24 protein-coding genes are annotated in these 24,857 nt (G+C 69.3%); 2 read left to right on the top strand and 22 right to left on the bottom strand.

Features of this window, described 5'->3' with window-relative positions; genetic code table 11:
• Window positions 1-138: 138 nt before the first annotated feature.
• The 14 genes from ACWICD_RS02500 to prmC form a co-directional block, all read right to left on the bottom strand.
• Window positions 139-1,002: a large exoprotein gene (locus tag ACWICD_RS02500; RefSeq protein ID WP_454139171.1), complete on the bottom strand. Its 864-nt coding sequence runs from the start codon at window positions 1,000-1,002 to the stop codon at window positions 139-141.
• Window positions 1,003-1,154: 152 nt separating this feature from the next.
• Window positions 1,155-1,904, bottom strand: a complete 750-nt coding sequence (locus tag ACWICD_RS02495) for a YaaA family protein (RefSeq protein ID WP_454139170.1) — start codon at window positions 1,902-1,904, stop codon at window positions 1,155-1,157.
• A gap of 67 nt (window positions 1,905-1,971) precedes the next feature.
• Window positions 1,972-2,232 (bottom strand): F0F1 ATP synthase subunit epsilon, encoded by a 261-nt coding sequence (locus ACWICD_RS02490; RefSeq protein ID WP_376129762.1) that lies wholly within the window; start codon window positions 2,230-2,232, stop codon window positions 1,972-1,974.
• Window positions 2,233-2,234: 2 nt separating this feature from the next.
• Window positions 2,235-3,683, bottom strand: a complete 1,449-nt coding sequence (atpD, locus tag ACWICD_RS02485; RefSeq protein WP_454139169.1) for a F0F1 ATP synthase subunit beta — start codon at window positions 3,681-3,683, stop codon at window positions 2,235-2,237.
• Between the two features lie 22 nt (window positions 3,684-3,705).
• Window positions 3,706-4,602 (bottom strand): F0F1 ATP synthase subunit gamma, encoded by an 897-nt coding sequence (locus ACWICD_RS02480; RefSeq protein ID WP_376129755.1) that lies wholly within the window; start codon window positions 4,600-4,602, stop codon window positions 3,706-3,708.
• Window positions 4,603-4,622: 20 nt separating this feature from the next.
• Window positions 4,623-6,263, bottom strand: coding sequence for a F0F1 ATP synthase subunit alpha (gene atpA, locus ACWICD_RS02475; protein ID WP_376129753.1), 1,641 nt, complete (start codon window positions 6,261-6,263; stop codon window positions 4,623-4,625).
• A gap of 83 nt (window positions 6,264-6,346) precedes the next feature.
• Window positions 6,347-7,138: a F0F1 ATP synthase subunit delta gene (locus tag ACWICD_RS02470; protein WP_376129750.1), complete on the bottom strand. Its 792-nt coding sequence runs from the start codon at window positions 7,136-7,138 to the stop codon at window positions 6,347-6,349.
• Window positions 7,138-7,689, bottom strand: a complete 552-nt coding sequence (locus ACWICD_RS02465) for a F0F1 ATP synthase subunit B (RefSeq protein ID WP_376129747.1) — start codon at window positions 7,687-7,689, stop codon at window positions 7,138-7,140. Before ACWICD_RS02465 ends, ACWICD_RS02470 begins: the two co-directional genes overlap by 1 nt.
• A gap of 28 nt (window positions 7,690-7,717) precedes the next feature.
• Window positions 7,718-7,954, bottom strand: coding sequence for an ATP synthase F0 subunit C (gene atpE / locus ACWICD_RS02460; RefSeq protein WP_141882353.1), 237 nt, complete (start codon window positions 7,952-7,954; stop codon window positions 7,718-7,720).
• Between the two features lie 46 nt (window positions 7,955-8,000).
• The gene (gene atpB, locus ACWICD_RS02455; protein ID WP_376129744.1) at window positions 8,001-8,774 is read right to left on the bottom strand and encodes a F0F1 ATP synthase subunit A; all 774 of its coding nucleotides are present in this window, start codon (window positions 8,772-8,774) and stop codon (window positions 8,001-8,003) included.
• Window positions 8,775-8,922: 148 nt separating this feature from the next.
• Window positions 8,923-9,450, bottom strand: coding sequence for a hypothetical protein (locus ACWICD_RS02450; protein WP_376129741.1), 528 nt, complete (start codon window positions 9,448-9,450; stop codon window positions 8,923-8,925).
• On the bottom strand, window positions 9,447-10,607 hold the full coding sequence (locus ACWICD_RS02445) for an MraY family glycosyltransferase (protein WP_454139168.1): 1,161 nt from the start codon (window positions 10,605-10,607) through the stop codon (window positions 9,447-9,449). Before ACWICD_RS02445 ends, ACWICD_RS02450 begins: the two co-directional genes overlap by 4 nt.
• Entirely contained in the window at window positions 10,604-11,299 is a 696-nt protein-coding gene (locus ACWICD_RS02440) for an L-threonylcarbamoyladenylate synthase (protein ID WP_376129736.1), read from the bottom strand. The genes ACWICD_RS02445 and ACWICD_RS02440 overlap by 4 nt, the downstream gene beginning before the upstream one ends.
• Window positions 11,300-11,343: 44 nt before the next feature.
• A complete protein-coding gene (gene prmC / locus ACWICD_RS02435; protein WP_454139167.1) occupies window positions 11,344-12,213 on the bottom strand; it encodes a peptide chain release factor N(5)-glutamine methyltransferase in 870 nt (289 codons plus the stop codon).
• Between the two features lie 101 nt (window positions 12,214-12,314).
• On the opposite strand from prmC, the gene cysK reads away from it, so the two are divergent.
• Both cysK and epsC read left to right on the top strand, forming a co-directional pair.
• Complete coding sequence (cysK, locus tag ACWICD_RS02430; protein WP_376129781.1) at window positions 12,315-13,253, top strand: cysteine synthase A; 939 nt, start codon at window positions 12,315-12,317, stop codon at window positions 13,251-13,253.
• Between the two features lie 10 nt (window positions 13,254-13,263).
• On the top strand, window positions 13,264-13,824 hold the full coding sequence (gene epsC / locus ACWICD_RS02425; protein WP_454139166.1) for a serine O-acetyltransferase EpsC: 561 nt from the start codon (window positions 13,264-13,266) through the stop codon (window positions 13,822-13,824).
• A gap of 466 nt (window positions 13,825-14,290) precedes the next feature.
• Here epsC and ACWICD_RS02420 read toward each other — a convergent pair whose 3' ends face one another.
• The 8 genes from ACWICD_RS02420 to lysA all read right to left on the bottom strand — a co-directional run bounded on the left by ACWICD_RS02420 (window position 14,291) and on the right by lysA (window position 24,776).
• Complete coding sequence (locus ACWICD_RS02420; protein WP_376129779.1) at window positions 14,291-14,695, bottom strand: hypothetical protein; 405 nt, start codon at window positions 14,693-14,695, stop codon at window positions 14,291-14,293.
• A gap of 162 nt (window positions 14,696-14,857) precedes the next feature.
• Window positions 14,858-15,829, bottom strand: a complete 972-nt coding sequence (locus ACWICD_RS02415; RefSeq protein WP_454139165.1) for an endonuclease domain-containing protein — start codon at window positions 15,827-15,829, stop codon at window positions 14,858-14,860.
• Window positions 15,830-16,284: 455 nt separating this feature from the next.
• On the bottom strand, window positions 16,285-17,361 hold the full coding sequence (gene prfA / locus ACWICD_RS02410; RefSeq protein WP_376129776.1) for a peptide chain release factor 1: 1,077 nt from the start codon (window positions 17,359-17,361) through the stop codon (window positions 16,285-16,287).
• Window positions 17,362-17,541: 180 nt separating this feature from the next.
• The gene (gene rho, locus ACWICD_RS02405; RefSeq protein WP_454139164.1) at window positions 17,542-19,797 is read right to left on the bottom strand and encodes a transcription termination factor Rho; all 2,256 of its coding nucleotides are present in this window, start codon (window positions 19,795-19,797) and stop codon (window positions 17,542-17,544) included.
• 183 nt (window positions 19,798-19,980) lie between these two features.
• Window positions 19,981-20,919, bottom strand: a complete 939-nt coding sequence (thrB, locus tag ACWICD_RS02400; protein ID WP_454139163.1) for a homoserine kinase — start codon at window positions 20,917-20,919, stop codon at window positions 19,981-19,983.
• Complete coding sequence (thrC, locus tag ACWICD_RS02395) at window positions 20,916-22,004, bottom strand: threonine synthase (protein ID WP_454139162.1); 1,089 nt, start codon at window positions 22,002-22,004, stop codon at window positions 20,916-20,918. Before thrC ends, thrB begins: the two co-directional genes overlap by 4 nt.
• A gap of 1 nt (window position 22,005) precedes the next feature.
• On the bottom strand, window positions 22,006-23,349 hold the full coding sequence (locus ACWICD_RS02390; protein ID WP_454139161.1) for a homoserine dehydrogenase: 1,344 nt from the start codon (window positions 23,347-23,349) through the stop codon (window positions 22,006-22,008).
• On the bottom strand, window positions 23,346-24,776 hold the full coding sequence (lysA, locus tag ACWICD_RS02385) for a diaminopimelate decarboxylase (protein WP_454139235.1): 1,431 nt from the start codon (window positions 24,774-24,776) through the stop codon (window positions 23,346-23,348). Before lysA ends, ACWICD_RS02390 begins: the two co-directional genes overlap by 4 nt.
• Window positions 24,777-24,857: the final 81 nt, after the last annotated feature.

The raw sequence follows: 24,857 nt of genomic DNA, 5'->3' as shown, positions 1-24,857 counted from the left end.
GGAAGATATGTGCGAGGGGGGAAAGGAAAGATAAGATGCGAATATGGGACGGGGCGAGCGGGGTTCCCCCTGCTCCCTCGCTGCGCCTGCCCCTCCCCCCCGGGACACGGCGCCCCCGCGGGTGCGGGGGCGCCGTGGTCAGGGTCGCGGTGCGTCGGGAGCGTCCGGTCCGGCGGGGGGCTCTGGCGACGCGGGAGGCTCGGGCGACGCGGGGGGCTCGGGCGACGCCGGGCGCTCGGGCGACGCGGGAGGCTCGGGCGATGCCGGAGGCTCAGCGGACGCGGGCGGCGCGGGCGGCGCGGGCGGAGGCGTGTAGCCCGAAGGCGGCGCCGGGGGCGGCGCGTAACCCGCGGGCGGCACGGGCGGAGGCGTGTAGCCGGTCGGAGGTGCCGCGGGCGGCTGGTATCCGGGCGGGGGCTGGTAGCCCGCGGGCGGAGCCTGGTAGCCGGCGGTCGGCTGCCCGTAGGCGGACCCACCGACGGGGGCACCCGGCTGCACCGGAATGCCCTGCCACACGACGTTGTCCTTGAGGAACGAGTTCACCCACGGAGCGGGGCGGATACCGGGGTTCCACGCCGACGACGAGAAAGCGAGGATGCCGAGCCAGATGAGTGAGCCGACACCCGGAATGAGCCACAGCAGCAGGAACGGCCAGTCCTTGTCGAGCTTGAGCCCGACGCGCCAGCCGACCAGGACCGCGGCCGCCACCGCGACGATGCTGAAGATCCAGCCGATGAGCGGGATCTGGCCGAGCAGCGACGAGGCGACGATCGCGCCGAGCATGACCCACGGAGAAAGGTCACCGAGCTTGGCGAAGACCATGACGTTGTAGATCGGCACCCATGCGCGCCACTTGCCTTCCACACCGGCCTTTTCGAAGATCTTCATCAGGAACCACGACGAGATGAGATATCCCGCGAGGGCGAAGATCAGAAGGAACGGAAGAATCAGCAGGAGCCAGGCGAACGCCCACGCCCCGCCGTAGTCGTAGTAATCAGACAAGAGACGGCCTCCTAGACCGCTGGTGTCGATACGCGTGTTTTCACGGCACCGGCGAGCAGAGCGCCCGCGGCGTACATGCTAGCGACACTCCGCGTCCGCGCGCGTGCGAAACGTGCGTTTCGGGGGGATCACCCCCGGCCGGCGACCGGCGTTCAGGCGAAGAGTTCGAGCTCGCCGGAGGCGCCGTCGCGGATACGCAGCCCCGCTGCCTCACACCAGCGCACGAAGCCACGACGCGAGCTCATGCGCGGGCGCGTCGTCGCGAGACTTCGCACGAGGAGCCCCTTCGCACGCTTGTTGAAGTGGTTCAGAGCGCGGGTGGTTCCGTCCTCGCCCTCCGTGACGACACGCACGTACGCCGACTCCGCATCGGCCGGCACGGGCCCGAGTGCGACGTACGCTTCGGAGCGCAGGTCGAGCAGGAACGGCGTCGACGTCTCGGCGAACGCCGCCGTGACGGCATCCGCCCATTCCCGTCGCAGCGGCGCGAGCCCCGGAAGCGACGCGCCCGCCGCGAGCCGATAGGCCGGAATCGGGTCGAGGGCGCCGACCGGACCGAACGGCGCCGAGTGGATGAGTACGTGACGCCCGAGCCACCGGCGTGCGGCAGGGTCGATCGATCCGGCATCCAGGGCGTCGTACAGCACGCCGGTGTAGCGATCGACGGCAGGCATCGTCGATGCATCGCGCAGGGCGGCGTTCACGCCGACCTCGTCTACCTGACGGGCGCTGAGCTTCAGGACGCGCGCGGCCTCATCGGGGGCGGCGGAAAGGCCCACGAGCGCGGCCGTGACCCGCTCGCGCTGCGGTCGCAAGCCGGGCAGGGCCAGCCGTGCGAGGTCGAGCGGCCCCCCGGTTCCCCCCGGGCGCTTCGTCTCGGAGGGTGGCAGCAGCACGAGCATGATCAGATGACCTCACGAAAAGGCGAACGCCGCCCGGCGGACCGGGCGGCGTTCGAAGTGTCAGCGTTCAGGAGATGAGCGCCGCGTTGCCCGCGACGATCGTCAGCTCGTCACCCGACATCGACAGGAAGCCGGATTCGGCGTTCGCGACGATCTTCGTCCCCGAGGTCTCGGTGATGCGCACCTGCCCCTCGGCGAGGATCGCGAGCACGGGCTCGTGACCGGGCATGAAGCCGATCTCGCCCAGCACGGTCTTGGCGACGACGATCGACGCCTCCCCCGACCAGACCTCCGCGTCCGCGGAGACGAGACTCACGTTGAGCGGCATGATCAGCCGTTCTCCTTCTGGATGCGTGCCCACTGCTCTTCGACGTCGGAGATGCCACCGACGTTGAAGAACGCCTGCTCGGCGACGTGGTCGAAGTCACCCTTGACGATGGCGTCGAACGACTCGATCGTCTCCTTGATCGGAACCGTCGATCCCTCGACACCGGTGAACTTCTTGGCCATGTAGGTGTTCTGCGAGAGGAACTGCTGGATGCGGCGTGCACGCGACACGACGATCTTGTCCTCTTCGGAGAGCTCGTCGACACCGAGGATCGCGATGATCTCCTGCAGTTCCTTGTTCTTCTGGAGGATCTGCTTGACGGCGGTCGCCACACGGTAGTGGTCGTCACCGATGTAGCGCGGGTCCAGGATGCGGCTCGTCGAGGACAGCGGGTCGACGGCGGGGTACAGACCCTTCGACGCGATCTCACGCGAGAGCTCGGTCGTGGCGTCGAGGTGCGCGAACGTCGTCGCCGGTGCCGGGTCGGTGTAGTCGTCGGCGGGGACGTAGATGGCCTGCAGCGACGTGATCGAGTGACCGCGCGTCGAGGTGATGCGCTCCTGGAGCACACCCATCTCGTCGGCGAGGTTCGGCTGGTAACCCACGGCCGACGGCATACGGCCGAGCAGCGTCGAGACCTCGGAACCGGCCTGCGTGAAGCGGAAGATGTTGTCGATGAACAACAGCACGTCCTGCTTCTGCACGTCGCGGAAGTACTCCGCCATCGTCAGCGCCGACAGGGCGACGCGCAGACGCGTTCCCGGCGGCTCGTCCATCTGGCCGAAGACGAGGGCTGTCTTGTCGAAGACGCCGGCTTCGTCCATCTCGGCGATGAGGTCGTTGCCCTCACGCGTGCGCTCGCCGACACCGGCGAACACCGAGACGCCACCGTGGTCCTGCGCGACGCGCTGGATCATCTCCTGGATGAGGACGGTCTTGCCGACGCCGGCACCGCCGAAGAGGCCGATCTTTCCACCCTGCACGTACGGGGTGAGCAGGTCGATGACCTTGATGCCGGTCTCGAACATCTGCGTCTTCGACTCGAGCTGGTCGAAGTTCGGCGCCTTGCGGTGGATGGGCCAGCGCTCGGTGATCTCGATCTCCTCGCCGGGCTCGGCGTTGAGGATGTCACCCGTGACGTTGAAGACCTTGCCCTTGGTGACGTCGCCGACCGGAACAGTGATCTGCTCGCCGGTGTTGCGCACCTCCTGGCCGCGGACGATGCCGTCCGTGGGCTTGAGGGCGATCGCCCGGACGAGGTCGTCACCGAGGTGCTGAGCGACCTCGAGCGTGATCTCGTTGGACTCGCCGTCGATGACGATCGTCGTCTTCAGCGCGTTGTAGATGTCGGGGATCGCATCGTGCGGGAACTCGATGTCGACGACCGGGCCGGTGACCCGCGCGACGCGGCCGACGACGGAGGTGTCCGTCTTTTCAGCGGTGAGGCTCATGGCTTCTTCTCTTTCGTGGGATCTATTTGCCGGACGAGAGCGCGTCGGCGCCGCCGACGATCTCGGCGATCTGCTGCGTGATCTCGGCCTGGCGTGCGTTGTTGCGCAGGCGCGTGTAGTCGGTGATGAGCTTGTCGGCGTTGTCGCTCGCAGACTTCATCGCCTTCTGCGTCGCGGCGTGCTTGGCCGCCGACGACTGCAGGAGGGCGTTGAACACGCGGCTCTGGATGTACACCGGCAGGAGGGCATCGAGCACGACGGATGCATCAGGCTCGAACTCGTACAGCGGGTACACCTGCGCCGACGTCTCTTCTTCGGCTTCGACGACCTCGAGCGGCAGCAGGCGAACCTGCTCCGGCGTCTGGGTCATCATGCTGACGAACCGGTTGTAGACGAGGTGGATCTCGTCGACTCCGCCGTCCTGCCCGCTGCGGTCGTACGAGTCCAGCAGCACGGCTGCGATCTCTTCGGCCGTCGAGAAGTGCGGCGTGTCGGTGTCGCCCGTCCATTCGGCGGCAGCATCCATCCGACGGAACTGGAAGTATCCGACGGCCTTGCGGCCCACCAGGTAGAACACCGGCTCCTTGCCCTGCTGACGCAGGAGCTCGGCCAGCTCGAGACCCTCTCGGAGGATCTGCGAGTTGAAGGCGCCCGCCAGGCCGCGGTCCGACGTGAAGATCACGACGGCGGAGCGACGGATCGTCTCGCGTTCGACGGTCAGCGGGTGGTCGATGTTGGAGTGTGTCGCCACGGCGGAGACGGCCCGTGTCACGGCCCTCGCGAAGGGCGACGACGCGCGAACACGCGCCATCGCCTTCTGGATACGCGAAGCCGCGATGAGTTCCATCGCCTTCGTGATCTTCTTGGTCGTCTGAGCAGAACTGATCTTCTGCTTGTAGACCCGCAGTTGTGCGCCCATGGTTCCTGTCCAGCCCGCGGTTAGCGGCGGCCCTTGACGATCTTCTCCTGGTTCACGTCGTCCGCCGCAGCGGCCGCGACCTCTTCGTGTCCCGGCTTGCCGATCGCCTGGCCCTTGCCCGCCCGGAACTCGAGGATGAACTCATCGGTCTTCTTGTCGAGCTCGGCGACGGTCGCGTCATCGAGGACGTTGGTCTCGCGGAGCGTGTCGAGGATCGACGTGTTCCGGCGCAGGTAGTCCAGCAGCTCGCGCTCGAAGGACAGCACGTCTTCGACCTCGAGCGTGTCGAGCTTGCCGTTCGTGCCGGCCCAGATCGAGACGACCTGCTCCTCGACGGGGTACGGCGAGTACTGCGGCTGCTTGAGCAGCTCGGTCAGTCGCGCACCGCGCGCCAGCTGACGACGGGATGCCGCATCCAAGTCGCTCGCGAACATCGCGAACGCCTCGAGAGAGCGGTACTGCGCCAGTTCGAGCTTGAGCGTTCCCGACACCTTCTTGATCGACTTGACCTGAGCGTCACCGCCGACTCGCGAGACCGAGATGCCGACGTCGACAGCGGGACGCTGGTTGGCGTTGAACAGGTCGGACTGCAGGAAGATCTGGCCGTCGGTGATCGAGATCACGTTGGTCGGGATGTAGGCCGAGACGTCGTTGGCCTTCGTCTCGATGATGGGCAGACCCGTCATCGAACCGGCACCCAGCTCGTCGGAGAGCTTCGCGCAACGCTCGAGCAGACGCGAGTGCAGGTAGAAGACGTCACCCGGGTAGGCCTCACGGCCCGGCGGGCGGCGAAGCAGCAGCGACACGGCGCGGTAGGCCTCGGCCTGCTTCGACAGGTCGTCGAAGATGATCAGGACGTGCTTGCCGTCGTACATCCAGTGCTGGCCGATGGCCGAGCCGGTGTACGGAGCGAGGTACTTGAAGCCGGCGGGGTCGGATGCGGGAGCGGCGACGATCGTCGTGTACTCCATCGCGCCGGCGTCTTCGAGCGCGCCCTTGACGGAGGCGATCGTCGAGCCCTTCTGACCGATCGCGACGTAGATGCAGCGCACCTGCTTCGACGGGTCGCCCGAGGCCCAGTTGGCCTTCTGGTTGATGATCGTGTCGATCGCCAGGGCCGTCTTGCCGGTCTGGCGGTCACCGATGATGAGCTGACGCTGACCGCGGCCGACGGGGATCATGGCGTCGATCGCCTTGATGCCGGTCTGGAGGGGCTCGTGCACGCTCTTGCGCTGCATGACGCCGGGCGCCTGCAGCTCGAGCGCGCGACGGCCGTCGACGGGCGAGATCTCGCCGAGACCGTCGATCGGGTTGCCGAGCGGGTCGACGACGCGGCCGAGGAAGCCGTCGCCGACGGCGACCGACAGGACCTCGCCGGAGCGCGTGACCTGCTGGCCGGCTTCGATGCCGGAGAACTCGCCGAGCACGACGACACCGATCTCGTGCTCGTCGAGGTTCTGTGCGAGGCCCAGCGTGCCGTTCGCGAAGGTCACGAGCTCGTTCGCCATGACGCCGGGCAGGCCCTCGACGTGCGCGATGCCGTCGGCGGCGTCGATGACGGTGCCGACCTCGGTCGCCGCGGCCCCGGTGGGCTCGTACGCGGCGACGAAATCCTTCAGCGCGTCACGGATGACGTCGGGGCTGATTGACAGTTCTGCCATTGTCTTCCCTTTGTTTTCACTACGGTGTGGGGCGTCGGCCCCGAAGTCTCCGCCGGTTCGGCTGAACCGGCGGGAAGTCTGTACTACCCCGCGAGCCGCTGCCGCAGGTCGGCCAGCCGTGACGACACGCTCGCGTCGATCACATCGTCGGCGATCTGCACGCGCAGGCCGCCGACCACCGAAGGGTCGACGACGGTGTTGAGCGCCACGGCCGCACCGTAGCGCTGCGCGAGCAGCGAGGCGAGGCGAGTGGACTGCGTCTCGCTCAGCGGTACGGCCGTGACGACCGTCGCGACCTTGCGGCCCCGCTGATCGGCGACGAGGCGTTCCGCGCGGGCGAGCATCTGACGCACACGCCGCTCACGCGGCTGCTGCACGAGCGAGGACACGATGAGCGTCGTCGCCGGGTGCGCGCGCGAGCCGAGGAGCTTCTCGATGAGAGCGCCCTTCGCCGACGCGTCGCCCAGGCGGCTGCCCAGAGCGAGCTCGAGTTCGGGGTTCTCGGCGACCGTGCGGGAGAACCGGAACAGCTCCCCCTCGACGTCGGCACCGGCTGTCGCCAGCGCCGTGACGCGGACGGCGAGCTCCTCGATGCCGTCGATGAGATCCGACGCCGAGGACCACCGCTGATCGACCGCGCTGGTCAGCAGCGAGAGCGTCGTCGCCGACAGCGCCGATGCGAAGACATCGGTGACGACCTTGCGCCGTGCAGCGGGCGCTGCGGCGGAGTCGGCGAGCGCGCCGCTCAGCTGCGACGAGTCGCCGACGGCCCGCGCCGCGGCGAACAGCTCGCGGGCCACGTCGAGATCGACTCCCGACGCGGCGTCGAGCGCCGCCGTCGTCGCCGCGAGGGCCTGAGTGGTCGCGCTGCCCATTACGCCTTTGCTCCTTCGGACGCCTCGAGGTCGGCGAGGAAGCGGTCCACGACCGCCTGTGCCTTCGCGTCGTCCGAGAGCGTTTCGCCGATGACTCCGCCGGCGAGGTCGAGGGCGAGCGTGCCCACCTCGCTGCGCAGCGACACCAGGGTGCTCTGACGCTCGGCTTCGATCTGCGCGTGCGCGGACGCGGTCACGCGGGCCGCCTCGGCGGTTGCGCTCTCCTTCGCCTCGCTGACGATCTTCTTGCCATCTTCACGCGCGGCGTCGCGGATCTCTCCGGCTTCCTTGCGGGCGTCGGCGAGCTGCGCCGTGTACTCGGCCAGCGCGGCCTCGGCCTTGCGCTGTGCCTCGTCGGCCTTGGCGATGTTGCCTTCGATCGCAACGGCACGCTGGTCGAGCATCGTCTTCATCTTGGGAAGGGCGACCTTCCAGAAGACGAAGAGGATGACGACGAAGCAAACCGCTGACCAGATGATGTCGTACCACGCGGGGATGAGCGGGTTGTACTCGCCCTCTTCCGCGGCGTACGTGACAAGAGCGTTCAGCATCCTGTCTCCTTAAGACTGGTGGGAGGGATCAGTAGCCGAAGATGAAGGCGGTGGCGATGCCGATGAAGGCGAGTGCCTCGGTGAAGGCGATACCGATCCACATGAGGACCTGCAGGCGGCCGGCCAGCTCGGGCTGACGGGCGACGCCCTCGATCGTCTTGCCGACGACGATGCCCACGCCGATGGCGGGGCCGATGGCGGCGAGGCCGTAGCCGACGGTTGCGATCGAACCGGAGACCTGGGCGAGAACCGTAGTTGCGTCCACGGGGGTGTTTCCTTTCGGTTGGGTGGGTAGGCGCGAGCCTGCCCGCTCAGTGCTCTTCAGCCACCGCGAGCTGGATGTAGACCGCGGTGAGGATGGCGAAGACGTATGCCTGGAGGAAGGCGACCAGCAGCTCGAATGCTGTGAAGGCGAAGCCGAAGGCGAGGGAGCCTGCAGCCAGCGCCGACCACCACCCGCCGAGGTCCAGGAGGAAGAAGTGGGTCGCTGCGAAGAACAGGACCAGCATGAGGTGACCGACCATGAGGTTCATGAGCAGTCGGAGGGTCAGCGTCACGGGCCGGATGATGAACGTCGAGATGAACTCGAGCGGCGTGACGATGATGTAGAGGACCGGCGGAACGCCCGAGGGGAACAGCGCGTTCTTGAAGAAGTTCTTCGGGCTCTTCTTGACACCCGCGTAGATGAACGTGAAGTAGCTCACCAGCGCGAGCAGCAGCGGCACCGCGATGATTCCCGTGCCCGGCATGTTCAGGAACGGGATGACCCCGGTCAGGTTCATGAACAGGATCATGAAGAACATGGTCGTGAGGATGGGCAGGAACCGCTGGCCGTCCTTCTTGCCCAGGAGGTCTTCGGCGATGTTGACGCGGACGAAGTCCAGGCCCATCTCGACGAGGCTCTGGAAACGGCCGGGCACGAGCTTCATGCGCCGGGTGCCGATCCAGAAGACCAGCACGACGGCGATGGTCGCGATGATCTGGACCATGTGGATCCGGTTGAACTCGAACCCACCGATCGTGAAGATCGCTTCGGGGAAGAATTCCGTGATCGAGGGTCCGTGGAACTCGGGTCCCTCGTCCACGGTGGCGTGGGCGATCAGGGTCGCAGCTTGAGTAATCAGCGCGGGCTCCAGCTTCGGGGCACCGGTCTAGGACCGTTGCGACGATGGTCGGTGAGCGTCACTCCGCAAGCACTCGGAAACCGAGCGGGCGGGCGCGGGATCCAGCCTATCAAACCTTGGAGCCACCTGAATCCGCATCCGGTCCCTTGTTCTCGTCGAGCACCGGCGCGGAATGAGGCGCAGCATCCGGATCGGACGTCGGCAGCGTCACGTCGCTCACGTGCGGGATGCGCATGCGCAGCATGACGACGACGTCGATCGCGAGGGCGGCCAGCACGCTCACGACGACGGCGACGAAGAAGATCGTGGGATGCATCCACGGTTGGTCGCGGAGAACGAGCAGCAGGACGATGAACACGATGAACTTGAGGATCCAGCCGCCCATCACGATGCCGAAGAAGAGCGGCACGTAGATCGGATCGCCGTACCACCGGTTGGCGATCAGGATGCTCGTGCCCGTGATGGCGAGGAAGATCGCCGCCAGGAGGACACCCGCCAGTGCACTCCACAGTCCGTCGGTGCCGGCGATGAGGAAGCCGAGGACGGCGCCGACGACGGCGAGGACCGCCGTCACGACGGCGGACCACAGCAGAGTGGTGCGCAGGATCGGTGTGCTCGAAACCGGGCTGGTGCTCATCGGGCGTTCTCCTGAGGTCTGGCGGCGACCGGCGAGCGCCGGCGCGAGGGAAGGAAGGTCAGCACGAGGCACACCGCGACGCCGACGACGCCGAAGGCGACCCCGAACAGGTAGTCCCCCGGCCAATCGGACTGAGTGCCGATGTACATCAGCAGGAAGCCGAGGCTCACGACGGCCGTCCACGCATAGAAGATCAGCACGGCGTCGCGATCGGTGTGACCCATGTCGAGCATGCGGTGGTGCAGGTGCTTGCGATCGGGAGAGAACGGCGACTTGCCCTTGCTGACGCGACGGATGACCGCCAGCCCGAAATCCAGCAGCGGCAGCAGCACGACCACGATCGGCAACAGGATCGGGATGAAGGCACCCAGCAGCTGCGACCGGCCGAACTCGTCGGGGTCGAGCATGGACGGCTCGAGCTGTCCCGTGATCGCGATCGCCGACGTCGCCATGAGCAGCCCGAGCAGGAGGGCACCCGAATCGCCCATGAACAGCTTCGCGGGGCTCCAGTTCATGGGCAGGAATCCGATGCAGACGCCGATCAGGACCGCGGCGATGAACGAGGCGAGGTTGAAGTAGGTGCTGGCGCCGGTGTCGCGGGCGAACAGGTACGAGTAGGCGAAGAACACGACGTTGGCGATGAGGCAGACACCGGCGACGAGACCGTCGAGACCATCGATGAAGTTGACGGCGTTCATCACGACGACGATCGCGAAGACCGTGAGGGTGAAGCTCATCCAGCCCGACCACACCGTCATGCCGCCGATCGGCAGGGCGTAGATCTGCAGTCCGCCGAACCACGCGATGCAGCCGGCCGCGAGGAACTGCGCCCCGAGCTTGATCATCCAGTCGAGGTCCCAGAGGTCATCGGCGACGCCGACGACCACGATGAGCAGGGTCGCCGCGAGGATCGCCCAGATGCGCTCGGGCGCCGCCCACACGAGCTCGAAGAAGGGGTTCTGGGCTGAGACGAGGAAGGCCGCCGCCACCCCGAGGAACATCGCGATGCCGCCGAGCCGCGGCGTCGGCTGCTTGTGCACGTCGCGTTCGCGGATCCCCGGATACAGCTTGTACTTCAGGCTCAGCCGCCACACACCCCACGAGAGCGCGAAGGTGAGCGCCGCGGTGAGGATGATCGTGAAGATGTATTGCTTCACGCGCCCTCGCCGTCGCCGTGCTCCTCGGGGTCGGGTTCGAGGAGATCGCCGATGACGGCACGCAGGCGCGCGCGGTCGACGGCGCCGTCGCGCAGGACCCGCACGAGAGGCCGGGTTCCGCCGACGAAGCTCGTCGCGTCGATGATCGTCGACGCGATCCCCGTCGCGGACGGTCCGCCGTCGAGGTAGACGTCGACCGCATCGCCCAGCATCTGCTGCGCCTGGTGGATCATCACGGCCGCGGACTCGCCCGTGCGGTTCGCGCTCGAGACGGCGAGCGGGCCGGTCTCGGCGAGGAGCTCGAGGGCGATGCGGTGGTCGGGCATCCGGACCGCGACGGTGCCGTGGGTCTCACCGAGATCCCACGTGAGCGACGGCTGGGCGGGCATGACGATCGTGAGACCGCCGGGCCAGAACTCCTCGACGAGCCGCTCGACGGGCTCGGGCACGTCGGCGACGAGCGCCCGCAGCGTGTCGATGCCCGGCACGAGCACGGGCGGCGGCGACTGACGGCCCCTCCCCTTCGCATCGAGCAGCCGCTGCACGGCGGCGGCCGAGAACGCGTCGGCACCGACGCCGTACACGGTGTCGGTGGGCAGGACGATGAGCCCGCCGCGTGCCACGGCGCGTCGCGCCTCGCGCATGCCGGGGAGCAGCTGCGACTCGTCGCGGCAGTCGAAGAGGGAGGACATGACCCGGACAGTCTAATCAGCGCGGGCCGGTGTTCCCCTGTGGCTCAGGGCCGCACGGCCGTCGTCGCGCGATCGCGCATCGTCAGATCGGGGTGGGTCGCCGTGGAGCGCCATCCGTCGGCGGCGAGCAGCTGCCGGATCGGCGCGCCCTGCCATTCCCCATGCTCGATGACGATCATGCCGCCCGGGTGCGCGAGGCGCAGGCCCACACGGCTGAGCACGCGCACGACGTCGAGGCCGTCCGCACCCCCGTAGAGCGCGGCCGGCGGGTCGTACATCCGCACTTCGGGATCCCGCGGGATCGCGGCATCCGGCACGTAGGGAGGATTGGATGCCACGACCGAGACGGACCCGTCGAGCTCGGGGAACGCCTCGGCGAGGTCGACGAAGGTCAGGTGCGCGTTGTCGGCGCCGACATCCTCGAAGTTCCGCGTCGTCCAGCCGAACGCGTCGGCGGAGTTCTCGGCCGCGTGCACCAGGGCGTGCGGCACTTCGGTCGCCATCGCGAGGGCGATGGCTCCGCTGCCCGTTCCGAGATCGACCGCGATCGGAGCGGGGGATGCCGCGGCGCGCAGCGCGTCGATCGCGAGCTGCGCGACGATCTCGGTCTCGGGGCGCGGCACGAAAACACCCGGGCCCACCTTCAGCTCGAGGTGGCGGAAGGGCGCCGTGCCGGTCAGGTGCTGGAGCGGCTCCCTCGTCGCGCGTCGAGCGATGAGCGCGTCGTAGCGCGCAGCATCCGTCGGTGAGATCTCGTCGCCGCGCACGAGCGCGGCCTGCACGCTTCCGCGGTTCGTGCCCAGCACGTGCGCGGCGAGCAGTTCGGCGTCGACGACGGGCTCGGCGACGCCGGCCTGCGCGAGGGACTCGACACCGCGACGGACGACGGCGGAGAGCGCGGAAGGTGTGTCCATGAGCTGACCAGCTTATCCGCGGCGTGGCGTCATACTCGGCCCGGGTGCTGTGCGCTCCTCTAGGCTGGATGACGGTCACGATCCTCCCCGAAAGGCCCGACATGCCCGGTATTCATTCCGACATCACGACTGCGTTCGGCAACACCCCGCTGGTTCGCCTCAATCGGGTCACCGACGGCGCTGTGGCCGAGGTGTACGCCAAGCTCGAGTTCTTCAACCCCGCGTCGAGCGTCAAAGACCGCCTCGGCATCGCGCTCATCGACGCCGCTGAGGCTTCGGGCGAGCTGACGCCCGGCGGCACGATCGTCGAGTCCACGAGCGGCAACACCGGTATCGCGCTCGCGATGGTCGGCGCGGCGCGCGGCTACCGCGTCATCCTCACGATGCCGGCGTCGATGTCGAAGGAGCGCCGCGTGCTGCTGAAGGCCTTCGGTGCGGAGCTCGTGCTGACCGACCCGACCAAGGGCATGGCTCTCGCGGTCGACGAGGCCAAGCGCATCGTCGAAGAGACGCCCGGTGCCGTGTGGGTGCGCCAGTTCGAGAACGAGGCGAACCCCGCGATCCACCGCGCGACGACCGCCGAGGAGATCTGGCGCGACACCGACGGCGAGGTCGACGTGTTCGTCGCCGGCATCGGCACGGGCGGCACGGTCACCGGCGTCGGTCAGGTGCTCAAGGAGCGCAAGCCCGGCGTGCAGATCGTGGCCGTCGAGCCGAAGGACTCCCCCATCCTCACCGAGGGTCACCCCGGCCCCCACAAGATCCAGGGCATTGGTCCGAACTTCGTCCCGGCCATCCTCGACCGCGACGTCCTCGACGAGGTCATCGCCGTCGAGTTCGAGCCGTCGCTCGCGCTCGCGCGCGACCTCGCGGCGAAGGAAGGACTGCTCGTGGGCATGTCCTCGGGTGCCGCCGTCTGGGCCGCACTCGAGGTGGCCAAGCGTCCCGAGAACGCCGGCAAGAAGATCGTCGTCGTCCTGCCCGACACGGGCGAGCGCTACCTCACGACGGCGCTGTTCGAAGACCTGCGCGAGGACTGACGTGGGGCCTGTGGCTCGCATCCGCGAGGACATCGCCGCGGCACGGCTGCGTGATCCCGCGGCGCGGGGCGGCCTCGAGATCGCGGTGCTGTACTCGGGCCTGCACGCCGTCTGGGCCTATCGGGTGTGGCACGCGTTCTGGCGGCGCGGTCTGCGTTTCCTCCCGCGCGCCGGCTCGCAGCTGACCCGCTGGCTCACCGGCATCGAGATCCACCCCGGCGCGGTCATCGGACGCCGGTTCTTCATCGACCACGGCATGGGCGTCGTGATCGGCGAGACCGCCGAGGTGGGCGACGACGTCATGCTGTACCACAGCGTGACGCTCGGCGGCCGTCAGCGCGAAGGCGGCAAGCGCCACCCCACGCTCGAAGACGGCGTCGCTGTCGGCGCGGGGGCGAAGATCCTCGGCCCCATCACGATCGGCGCGCACTCCGTCGTGGGCGCCAACGCCGTCGTCACGAAGGACGCGCCGCCCGACAGCGTTCTGGTCGGTGTGCCGGCCAAGCCGCGTACCCGCCGCGCCGGCGAGGAGACCCGCTCGATCCTGATGGCGCCCGAGTACTCGATCTGACCTGCGCTGACCTCGGCGCACGTGCGCCGCTTCGCCCGTCGACGTGCGCGCGCTGCGGCGCCCCCATCGTTGACGTGCGCGCTCTGCGGCGCCCCCATCGGTTGACTTGCGTCCTCTGCGGCGACACGACGGCGTGTCGCACGCACGAGGCGCAAGTCGAAGACGCTGCTTCGCCCCTCGATGTGCGCGCGCTGCGGCGCCCCCATCGGTTCACTTGCGCGCTTTGCGGCGCCGTCCTCGGTTGGACGTGCGCCCACTGCGGCGCCTCCATCGTTGACTTGCGTCCTTTGCGGCGACACGACGGCGTGTCGCACGCACGAGGCGCAAGTCGACGATCGGGAGCGGGCGTGTGCGCGGATCACGGGGCGGGCCTTCGCCGGCCGCGAGCGCGGGGCGCGGCATCCACCTCGCTGCGCGCCGTGACCGAAGCGGGCAGCGCGCTGCGACCTCGAGCGGTGGTGACGGCCTACTCGCCCTTTCCGCGCCTGGCGTCGAGCTTCCTCTTGATGAAGATCGCGGGCAGGAGCCACGTCGCGAGTGCAGTGAACAGCCACACGATGACGGGCGCGAGAAGCCAGGTCCACCACGGCGCGCCGATCGTCAATCCCGCGCCCGGGATGAGCACGACGACGAGCAGCGCGACGAACGTCGAGACGATGCCGATGCCGCCGAGCAGGGCCGGCGCGTTGCGCTGCGCGACGCGCGCGAGCCACGGCGCGAGCACGCTCTGCAACACCGCGAAGATGACGATCGCGAGGAGGAAGCCCCACCAGCTGCGCCACTCGATATGGAAGCCCGGGAGGATGAGGCTGGCCGCGATGAGGCCGACAGCAGCGGATGCCAGGAAGATACCCGCGCGGATGAGAAACATGATCACGCCCCCGAACCTAGCGCCACTGTCGTCCGCGCGTGGTGCCGATGGCGCCCCGCCCCACGCGTCGACTTGCGCCCTCTGCGGCGACACACCGGCGCGCCTCGCGCACAGGGCGCAAGTCAACACCCGGGGCGAGAACGAACGGGGGCGACGCGGTGGTCAGCGAGCGGCACGGAGAGCGGCGCGCACGCGCGCGACGAAGCCCGCCGGGTCGGCAAACAGCTGCGCGCGAGTGACCCGGATGACGCGCCACCCGGCTCGGACGAGATCGTCGTGCTTCTCGATGTCGCGCTGCCACTGTGCGGGGTCGGTCCGGTGATGGTCGCCCTCGTACTCGATCGCGATCTTCGCCGCCGGGTACGCAGCATCCACACAGCCGAGGAAGCGTCGGTGGTCGTCGTACACGTCATGATCCAGAACGGGCTCGGGCAGACCGCCGTCGACGATCGTCAGCCGCATCCACGTCTCCATGCGCGATGATGCGCCTTCGCGCACCCGATCGAGCGCGGCTCTCAGCGCGACCACTCCCCTCCGTCGCGACGGGATCGATGCCGCGAGCATGGCGCGTGAGGCGAGGGCCGGAGCGAGGACCCGCGACGTCGGTCCCGGCAACCGATCGATGCGCACGATCGCGTCTGCGGCCGCGACCAGGTCGTAGGGATGCCGCAGCTCGGCGCCGAGCAGAGCCCACGTCGCCGCGGGCGCGGTCAGAGCGAAGCCGTGCTCGGGATGCGCGCGGCGCACGACTCCGCGCGGATGGAGCTGATGACCGCGCACGCCGTTCGCGCAGTGAGCTCGCCGCGGGGCGAGCACGGAGACGTCGATGTCGGCATCGGGAAGCTGCGGGAGCGGGATGCCCCACAGCACGGCCGCTGTCGTGTGCGAGAAGAAGTCATGCGTCGACATGAGCGGCACGAACCGCTGCGCCGCCCGCGTGATCTGCTGGCGCTTCGCCGCCGCCGGGTGCGCGTCATCCGTCGTCACGTCCTTGAGGGCGCGCACCCCGCGGAACGGGCGGTCGAAAAAGGGGTCGTCGACGTCGGTTCGCGTGAAGCCGTTGCGAAGGGCATCGCCGACGCGGAACGGCTCGAGGGGGTCGAATGCTTCAGAGGGGTCGCCGTGCAGTTCCACCCGCCGAAGATGTCACATTCGCCGTCATGCCCCGCGACGTTCTCCACACCCCGCCGCCCCACCCGTCCACTTGCGCCTTATGTGGGCGACGCGCCGGCGTGTCGTGCACATAGGACGCAAGTCAACAACGGGGCGCGGCGGAGCTCGTGACGGCGAACGGCGCGGATGCTGCCGCGACAGAAGCGTCGCGGGCATGCAGCAACGCGCCGGGCGTGTCATCGGCAAAAGGCGCAAGTTAACAACGGGGCGCGGGTCCGGCGCCCCGGGACCCCGAACGCCCGTACCCGCCCCACCCGACCCGTCCACTTGCGCCCTATGCAGCAACACGCGGGCGTGTCGCGCGCACGAGGCGCAAGTCGACAACGAGGTAGCACCAATCGGCGACGCCGAGCGGCGCGGGCGGCGCGGGCGGCGCGGGCGGCGCGGGCGGCGCCGAGCGGCGGCGGCGAACGCGATCAATCGGCGGCGAGGGCCGCGAGGCGCGCCTCTTCGTCGGCCTGGACGGCCGACTCCACGATCGGGCCGAGGGCGCCATCCATGACCTGGTCGAGGTTGTAGGCCTTGTACCCCGTGCGGTGATCCGCGATGCGGTTCTCGGGGAAGTTGTACGTGCGGATGCGCTCCGACCGATCCATGCCGCGGATCTGCGATCGACGGGCATCGGATGCCGCGGCATCGAGCTCTTCCTGCTGCCTGGCCAGCAGCCGGGCCCGAAGCACCCGCATCCCCGCCTCGCGGTTCTGCAGCTGCGACTTCTCGTTCTGCATCGACACGACGATGCCGGTGGGCACGTGCGTGATGCGCACGGCGGAGTCGGTCGTGTTGACCGACTGCCCGCCCGGACCCGATGAGCGGTACACGTCGATCTTCAGGTCGTTGGGGTCGATGTGGATCTCTTCGGGCTCGTCGACCTCGGGAAAGACGAGCACGCCAGTCGTCGAGGTGTGGATGCGCCCCTGCGACTCCGTCGCGGGCACCCGCTGCACGCGGTGCACACCGCCCTCGTACTTCAGGTGCGCCCACACACCCTGCGACGGATCCGAAGACGAGCCCTTGATGGCGACCTGCACGTCCTTGTAGCCGCCCAGGTCGGACTCGTTGCGCTCGAGAAGCTCGGTCTTCCAGCCCATCGAGGCGGCGTACTGCACGTACATGCGCAGCAGATCGGCCGCGAACAGCGCCGACTCGGCACCGCCCTCGCCCTGCTTGATCTCCATGATGACGTCGCGCGCATCGTCGGGATCGCGCGGGATCAGCAGCCGCCGCAGGCGCTCCTGCGCCTGAGCGAGATGCTCCTCGAGCGCGGGCACCTCTTCGGCGAACGCGTCGTCTTCCTTCGCGAGTTCGCGCGCGGCATCCAGATCATCGGATGCCGCGACCCAGTCCTCGTACGCCTTCACGATGCGCGACAACTCGGCGTAGCGCCGGTTGACCCGCTTCGCCCGGGCGGGGTCGGCATGCACGGCCGGGTCGGAGAGCTCCTCCTGGACGGCACGGTGCTCTTCGATCAGGCCTTTGACCGACTCGAACATCTCCACCCTTCGACAGGCTCAGGGAACACGACAAGCTCAGGGAACACGACAGGCTCAGGGAACACGCCAGGCTCAGGGAACACGCCACGCTCTGGAAACACGACTAGCTCAGAGAACACGACACGCTCTCGAAACACGCCACGCTCAGGGAACACGACAGCCTCAGAGACCTGGATCGGCTCAGCGGATGCTGTTGTCGTGCGCGCCGCCGCCGTGTGCATCGCGCGCGGGAGCCGGGATCGACTTCTGCATCTGCACGAGGAACTCGACGTTGGACTGCGTCTCCTTGAGTTTGCCCAGCACGACCTCGAGGGCCTGCTGCGTGTCCAGGCCCGCGAGGGCGCGACGCAGCTTCCACGTGATCTTGACCTCATCGGGCGAAAGCAGCATCTCTTCGCGGCGCGTGGACGATGCATTGACGTCGACGGCCGGGAAGATCCGCTTGTCGGCCAGGTGACGCGACAGTCGCAGCTCGCTGTTGCCGGTGCCCTTGAACTCCTCGAAGATGACCTCGTCCATCTTGGACCCGGTCTCGACGAGCGCCGTCGCGAGGATCGTGAGCGATCCTCCGTTCTCGATGTTCCGAGCGGCCCCGAAGAAGCGCTTGGGCGGGTAGAGCGCCGACGCGTCGACGCCACCGGACAGCACGCGACCCGAGGTCGGCGCCGAGATGTTGTAGGCACGGCCGAGGCGCGTGATCGAGTCGAGCAGCACGACGACGTCGCGACCGAGTTCGACGAGGCGCTTCGCCCGCTCGATGGCGAGCTCGGCGACCGTCGTGTGGTCCTCGGCGGGACGATCGAAGGTCGAGGCGATGACCTCGCCCTTCACCGTGCGCTGCATGTCGGTGACCTCTTCGGGGCGCTCGTCGACGAGCACGACCATGAGGTGGACCTCGGGGTTGTTCGTCGCGATGGCATTGGCGATCTGCTGCAGCACGATCGTCTTGCCGGCCTTGGGCGGCGCGACGATCAGGCCGCGCTGTCCCTTGCCGACGGGTGCGACCAGGTCGATGATGCGCTGCGTGAGCTTCTCGGGCGCCGTCTCGAGGCGCAGGCGCTCCTGCGGGTAGAGCGGGGTGAGCTTGCCGAACTCGACGCGCGTCGCGGCGTCGTCGACCGAAAGGCCGTTGATCGAGTCGACCTTGACGAGCGCGTTGTACTTCTGGCGGCTGGACTGCTCGCCCTCGCGCGGCTGCTTGATCGATCCGACGACGGCATCGCCCTTGCGCATGTTGTACTTCTTGACCTGCCCCAGCGACACGTAGACGTCGCTCGGGCCGGGCAGGTAGCCCGAGGTGCGCACGAAGGCGTAGTTGTCGAGCACGTCGAGGACACCGGCGATCGGGATCAGGACGTCGTCCTCGCCGATCTCGGTCTCGAACTCGTCGCCCTGGCCGCTGGTCTGCCCGCGGCGCTTGTTGCGCTGACGGTTGCGTCCGCCGCCCTTGTCGCCGTCATCATCGGAATCGGATGCCTCGGCCTGAGGCTGCGGCGCGTTCTGGGCCTGCTGGTCCTTGCCGCCGCCTTGACCGTTGCCACTGCCGTTGCGGTTGCGACTGCGGCTGCGACTGCGACTGCGACCGCGCCCCGTGCCCTCGTTCTGCTGGTCGCCGTCGTCGCTCTTGTCGGCGTCGGCGTCAGCCTTCTCCCCCGCGGAAGCATCCTTCCCCGCGGAAGCGTCCTTCCCCGCGGAAGTGTCCTTCGCGGCGGATGCGTCCTTCCTCGCGGAAGCGCCCCTCCCCGCGGAGGCGTCCTTCGCAGCCGAGGCGGTGTCCTTCTCTGCGGAGGCGTCGTGGTCGGTGGCGGTCGCTTCGGTCGCCGTTGCCTCGGCGTCGACATCGGCCTTGCCGGACGTCAGCGCGTCTGCGGCAGCTGCGACGTCGTCCTTGACCGAGCCAGCGTCGGCCTGGTCGGCCATGGCCTTCTCCGCCGCGGCCTTCTCGGCGTCGGCCTTCGTCGCGCGCGATCGGCGCGGGGCGCGTTTGGCGGGCGTCTTCGCTGCGGGCGCTTCTTCCGCGGCGGGGGCTTGCGCAGCCTCCGTCGCTGCCGGAGCCTCGGCGGCGGGCGCCGCGGCATCGTCGGTCGCGGGCGCAGCGTCGGCCGCGGGGGCCTCGGCGACGGGCGGCACGTCGCTGCTCTTGGCGCGGCGCGGGGCGCGCTTGCGGACGGGCTTGGTCACCGGCGCGGTGTCGGCCGCGGGTGCATCCTCTCCCGCCTCGGCGATCGCCTCGACCGGGGCGGAGACGTCGCTCGCGGCGGCGGCCGGCGCCGCGTCGACGACGGGGGCGCGCTGGGCTTCAGCCGCGACGACCTCTTCGGTCGTGGCGGCGGGCTCTGCGGCGGACTGGGCCGCCGTGACGTCCGGCGTCTGCTCGGGCGCATCCGTGCGCTCGTCGGCCTGGGCGTCGGTGTGGATCTCGGAGATGGACTCCACGAGTTCTCCCTTGTGAATACGAATGGATGTGCACGATCGCGCGCCGAGACATACGGCAAGTTGCCGTTCCGTGTCGTCCTCAGCGGACTCATGTGCGGTTCCTGACGGAACCGCTCGAGACGAACTCAGAGACCGATCACGGAAGGCGTGCGGTGGTTTCGCAGAATGCGACGGAGGCCAGATTCACGTTTGCGTGGAGTCCTCCGCGTGCTCCCTCACTGTACCACCCTTGACGTCGACGGCGAGCATGAGGGCCTCCCAGGGAGTGTCGCTCGACTGCGCCGCGAGGGCGGCCGCGTCCAGGCGCGCACCGGGGCCGTCGGCGAGCACGAGCACGCTCGGGCCGGCTCCCGAGACGACGGCGGCGTACCCTGCGTCGCGCAGTCGCCGCACGAGCCGGTCCGTCTCGGGCATGGCCTGGGCGCGGTAGTTCTGGTGCAGCCGATCGGCGGTCGCCGCGAAGAGCAGCTCGGGGCTCTGCGTGAGCGCGGCGATCAGCAGCGCCGAGCGCGAGACATTGAAAACGGCGTCTTCGCGGGGCACCTGCAGCGGCTGCAGGCTGCGGGCGACCTTCGTCGACATCGTGAAATCGGGCACGAGCACGAGCGGGGCGACACCGCGGTCGACGAGCAGCTTCTTGTGCTGCGGGCCGCCCTCGTCGACCCACGCGATCGTGAGTCCGCCGAACAGGGCCGGTGCGACGTTGTCGGGGTGGCCTTCGAGCTCGGTCGCGAGCCGCAGCAGCGTGTCGTCGTCGAGGTCGACGATGCCGGCGAGCAGGCCCTTCGCCGCGAGCAGCCCCGACACGACGGCGGCGCCGGACGAGCCGAGACCGCGCCCGTGCGGGATGACGTTGTGCGATTCGAGGCGGAGCCCCGGCATCCGCTGCCCGACCGCTTCGAAGGCGTACGCGATCGTGGAGACGACGAGGTTCGACGCGTCGCGGGGCACGTCGTCGGCACCCGCGCCGTGCACGTCGATCTCGAGCCGGCCTTCGTCAAGCGCCGTCACGATGAGTTCGTCGTACACGCTCAGCGCGAGGCCGAGCGTGTCGAAGCCCGGACCCAGGTTCGCGCTCGTGGCGGGGACGCGGACGAGCAGCGGCCCCTCCGGCTGTGTCACGCGGTCGCCTCGGTGCGCGACAGCCCCAGGACGGATGCCACCTCCGACGTCGCCGCATCGACGACGGTCGGCTCGACGGTCGAGCCGTCGGCGTTGCGCAGCGCCCACTGCGGGTCCTTCAGGCCGTGGCCCGTGACCGTCAGCACGACACGTGCACCCGCCGGCACCGCGCCGGCCTCGGCACGGTCCAGCAGGCCCGCGACGCTGATCGCCGAGGCAGGCTCGACGAACACGCCGACCTCGCCCGCCAGGAGCTTCTGCGCCGCGAGGATGCGGTCGTCGTCGATCGCGCCGAACCAGCCGTTCGTGGCGTCGCGCGCCTCGAGGGCGAGCTCCCACGAGGCGGGATTGCCGATGCGGATCGCGCTGGCGACCGTCTCGGGGTTCTTCACGACCTCGCCGCGCACGAGCGGAGCGGATCCTTCGGCCTGGAAGCCGAACATCCGCGGCACCCGGGTCGAGACACCGCGCGCCGCCTCTTCGCGATAGCCGCGGGAGTACGCCGTGTAGTTGCCGGCGTTGCCGACGGGGATGAAGTGGAAGTCGGGGGCGTCGCCGAGCTGCTCGACGATCTCGTAGGCCGCCGTCTTCTGCCCCTCGATCCGGTCGGGATTGACCGAGTTGACCAGGTGCACGGGGTAGTCGTCGGCGAGCTCGCGCGCGATCTCGAGGCAGTCGTCGAAGTTGCCGCGGACCTGGATGAGCTGTCCCCCGTGCACGACCGCCTGGCTGAGCTTGCCCATCGCGATCTTGCCCTCGGGCACGAGCACGGCGGCGGTGATGCCGGCGTGCGCGGCGTATGCGGCGGCAGAGGCGGACGTGTTGCCCGTCGACGCGCAGATGACGGCCTTCGCCCCGTGCTCGACGGCGCGCGAGAGCGCGACCGTCATGCCGCGGTCTTTGAACGACCCGGTCGGGTTCATGCCCTCGAACTTGACCCACACGTCGGCGCCCGTGCGGCGCGACAGCGACGGGGCCGGGATGAGCGGCGTGCCGCCCTCGCCGAGGGTGACGACGGTCGAGGCGTCGGTCACGCCCAGACGGTCGGCGTATTCGCGCAGGACTCCGCGCCACAGATGTGCCATGTCAGTCTCCTTCCACGCGCAGGACCGAGACGACGCGCTCTACGACGCCGCTCTCGGCGAGGCGGCCGACCGTCTCGCTGAGGTCCTGCTCCAGTGCCTTGTGAGTGCCGATGACGAGGCGGGCGACACCGGGGCCGCCGTTGGGCTCGCGCAGGACCGTCTGCTCGACGGTCGCGATCGACACACGCCCCTCGCTCAGCACGCCCGCGACGGTTGCGAGCACGCCGGGCCGGTCGTCGACCTCGAGCGTGATCTGGTAGCGCATCGTGACGCGGCCGATCGGCACGATCGGCAGGTTCGCGCGCGTCGACTCGCCGACTCCGACGCCGCCCGCGATGTGGCGGCGCGCCGCCGAGACGACATCGCCGAGCACGGCCGAGGCGGTCTGCACGCCACCGGCGCCCGCGCCGTAGAACATCAGGTTGCCGGCCGCTTCGGCCTGCACGAAGACGGCGTTGTTCGCGCCGTGCACGCTCGCGAGCGGGTGGGCGCGGTCGACCAGCGCGGGATAGACCCGCACCGAGATGGCGTCGCGCGGCGCGACATCGCTCTGCGGCACCCCGGATGCGGAGGCGTGGAGGCGTTCGCACACGGCGAGCAGCTTGATGACGTAGCCGGCGTTGCGCGCGGCATCCATCATCGCCTTGTCGACCGTCGTGATGCCCTCGCGGTGCACCGTGTCGAGTGGAACGGTCGTGTGGAAGGCGAGGGAGGCGAGGATCGCGGCCTTCTGCGCCGCGTCGAAGCCCTCGACGTCGGCGGTCGGGTCCGCTTCGGCGTAGCCGAGCGCCTGGGCGTCGGCCAGCACGTCGGCGAACTCGGCGCCCTCGGTGTCCATGCGGTCGAGGATGTAGTTCGTCGTGCCGTTGACGATGCCCATGATGCGCTGCACGCGGTCGCCGGCGAGCGAGTCGCGCAGCGGCCGGATGATGGGGATGGCGCCGGCTGCTGCGGCCTCGTAGTAGACGGATGCGCCCACCTGGTCGGCGGCGTCGAAGATCTCGGGGCCGTGCGTCGCGAGGAGCGCCTTGTTGGCCGTCACGACGTCGGCGCCGGAATTGATGGCCTGCAGGATGTACGTACGCGCCGGTTCGATGCCGCCCATGAGCTCGATCACGATGTCGGCGCCCATGATGAGGGTCTCGGCGTCGGTCGTGAACAGGTCGCGGGGCAGGTCGGTCTCGCGCGGGGCATCGAGATCGCGCACGGCGATCCCGGCGAGCTCGAGCGTCGCACCGGAGCGGTCGGCGAGCTCGTCACCGTGCCGCAGCAGCAGCGCGGCGACCTGGGAGCCCACGGCTCCCGCACCCAGCAGGGCGACCCGAAGGCGGCGGTAGTCGGTCATACGTTCCTTTCCATCGAGGTGGCGAGCCCCGCATCGCGGGCGAGCAGATCGTCGATCGACTCGCCGCGCACGATGACGCGGGCTTCTCCCCCGCGCACCGCCACGACGGGCGGGCGCGGCACGTAGTTGTAGTTGCTGGCGAGCGAGAAGCAGTACGCCCCCGTCGCCGGCACGGCGAGCAGGTCGCCGCGGGTCACGTCGGCGGGCAGGTATTCGCGGTCGACGACGATGTCGCCCGATTCGCAGTGCTTGCCCACGACTCGCGCGAGCACCGGCGCCGCGTCGCTGCACCGTGAGGCGATGCGCGCGGAGTACTGCGCGCCGTAGAGCGCGGGTCGCGCGTTGTCGCTCATGCCGCCGTCGACGCTCACATACAGGCGCGTCGCGCCGCCGTCGAGCGCGACGGGCTTGGTCGTGCCGACCTCGTACAGCGTCACGCCCGCGGGCCCCACGATCGCGCGGCCCGGTTCGAACGCGAGATCCGGCATCGGGATGCCACGGGCCTCGCACTCGTTCGCGACGGCCTCGACGATCCCGGCCGCGAGCGCGGCGATGGGCGTCGGATCGTCGGCCGAGGTGTAGGCGATCCCGAAGCCGCCCCCGAGATTGAGCACGGGAAGGTCGGCGTCTTCGCGCAGCCGTGCGTGCAGACCGACCAGGCGCGCGGCCGATTCGCGGAACCCGGCGGTGCCGAAGATCTGCGAGCCGATGTGACCGTGCAGTCCGACGAGTTCGAGCCCCGGTGTCTCACGGACGCGAGCGGCCACGGCGGGCGCGCTTTCCAGCGTGAACCCGAACTTCTGGTCTTCGTGAGCCGTCGCGAGGAAGTCGTGCGTCTCGGCGTGCACGCCGCTGTTGACCCGGATGAACACGGGCTGGGTCGCCCCGCGCCGCGCGACGATCTCCGCGAGGCGGTCGACCTCGTCGAGACTGTCGAGCACGATCGAGCCGACGCCCACCTCGACGGCGCGGTCGAGCTCGGCGCGCGACTTGTTGTTGCCGTGGAAGGCGAGCCGCTTCGGGTCGGCGCCCGCCGCGAGCGCGACGGCCAGTTCGCCGCCCGTGCAGACGTCGACCGAGAGTCCCTCATCGAGCACCCACCGCACGACCTCGGTCGAGAGGAACGCCTTGCCGGCGTAATAGACGCGCGCCGCGGCGCCATGGGCTGCCGCGGCATCGCCGAACGCGGCGAGGGTGCGCCGCGCGCGTGTGCGCACCTCTTCTTCGTCGAACACGTACAGGGGCGTGCCGAAGCGTGCCGCGAGCTCGGTCACCGGCATCCCGGCGATGTGGACGATGCCGTCGGCGTCGCGTGTCGCGTTCGCGGGCCACACTCCGGCGGCGAGCGCGTTGACGTCGTGGGGCACGGAGAGCCAGTCGGAAGCCGGCGTACGGGAGGGCGAGGCGATGGACACGGGGGAACCAATCGGGTGGAAGCTTCGGCGCGGCGCCACCGGGGATCGCCCGGAATCGGCGGCTGCCGCGAGCGGTCGACGCACACGCCGGGC

The organism is Microbacterium sp. NPDC055357 (assembly GCF_053644835.1).
Note: the sequence above shows the minus strand (reverse complement) of the source record. Positions and strands in the feature narration are given on the sequence as shown.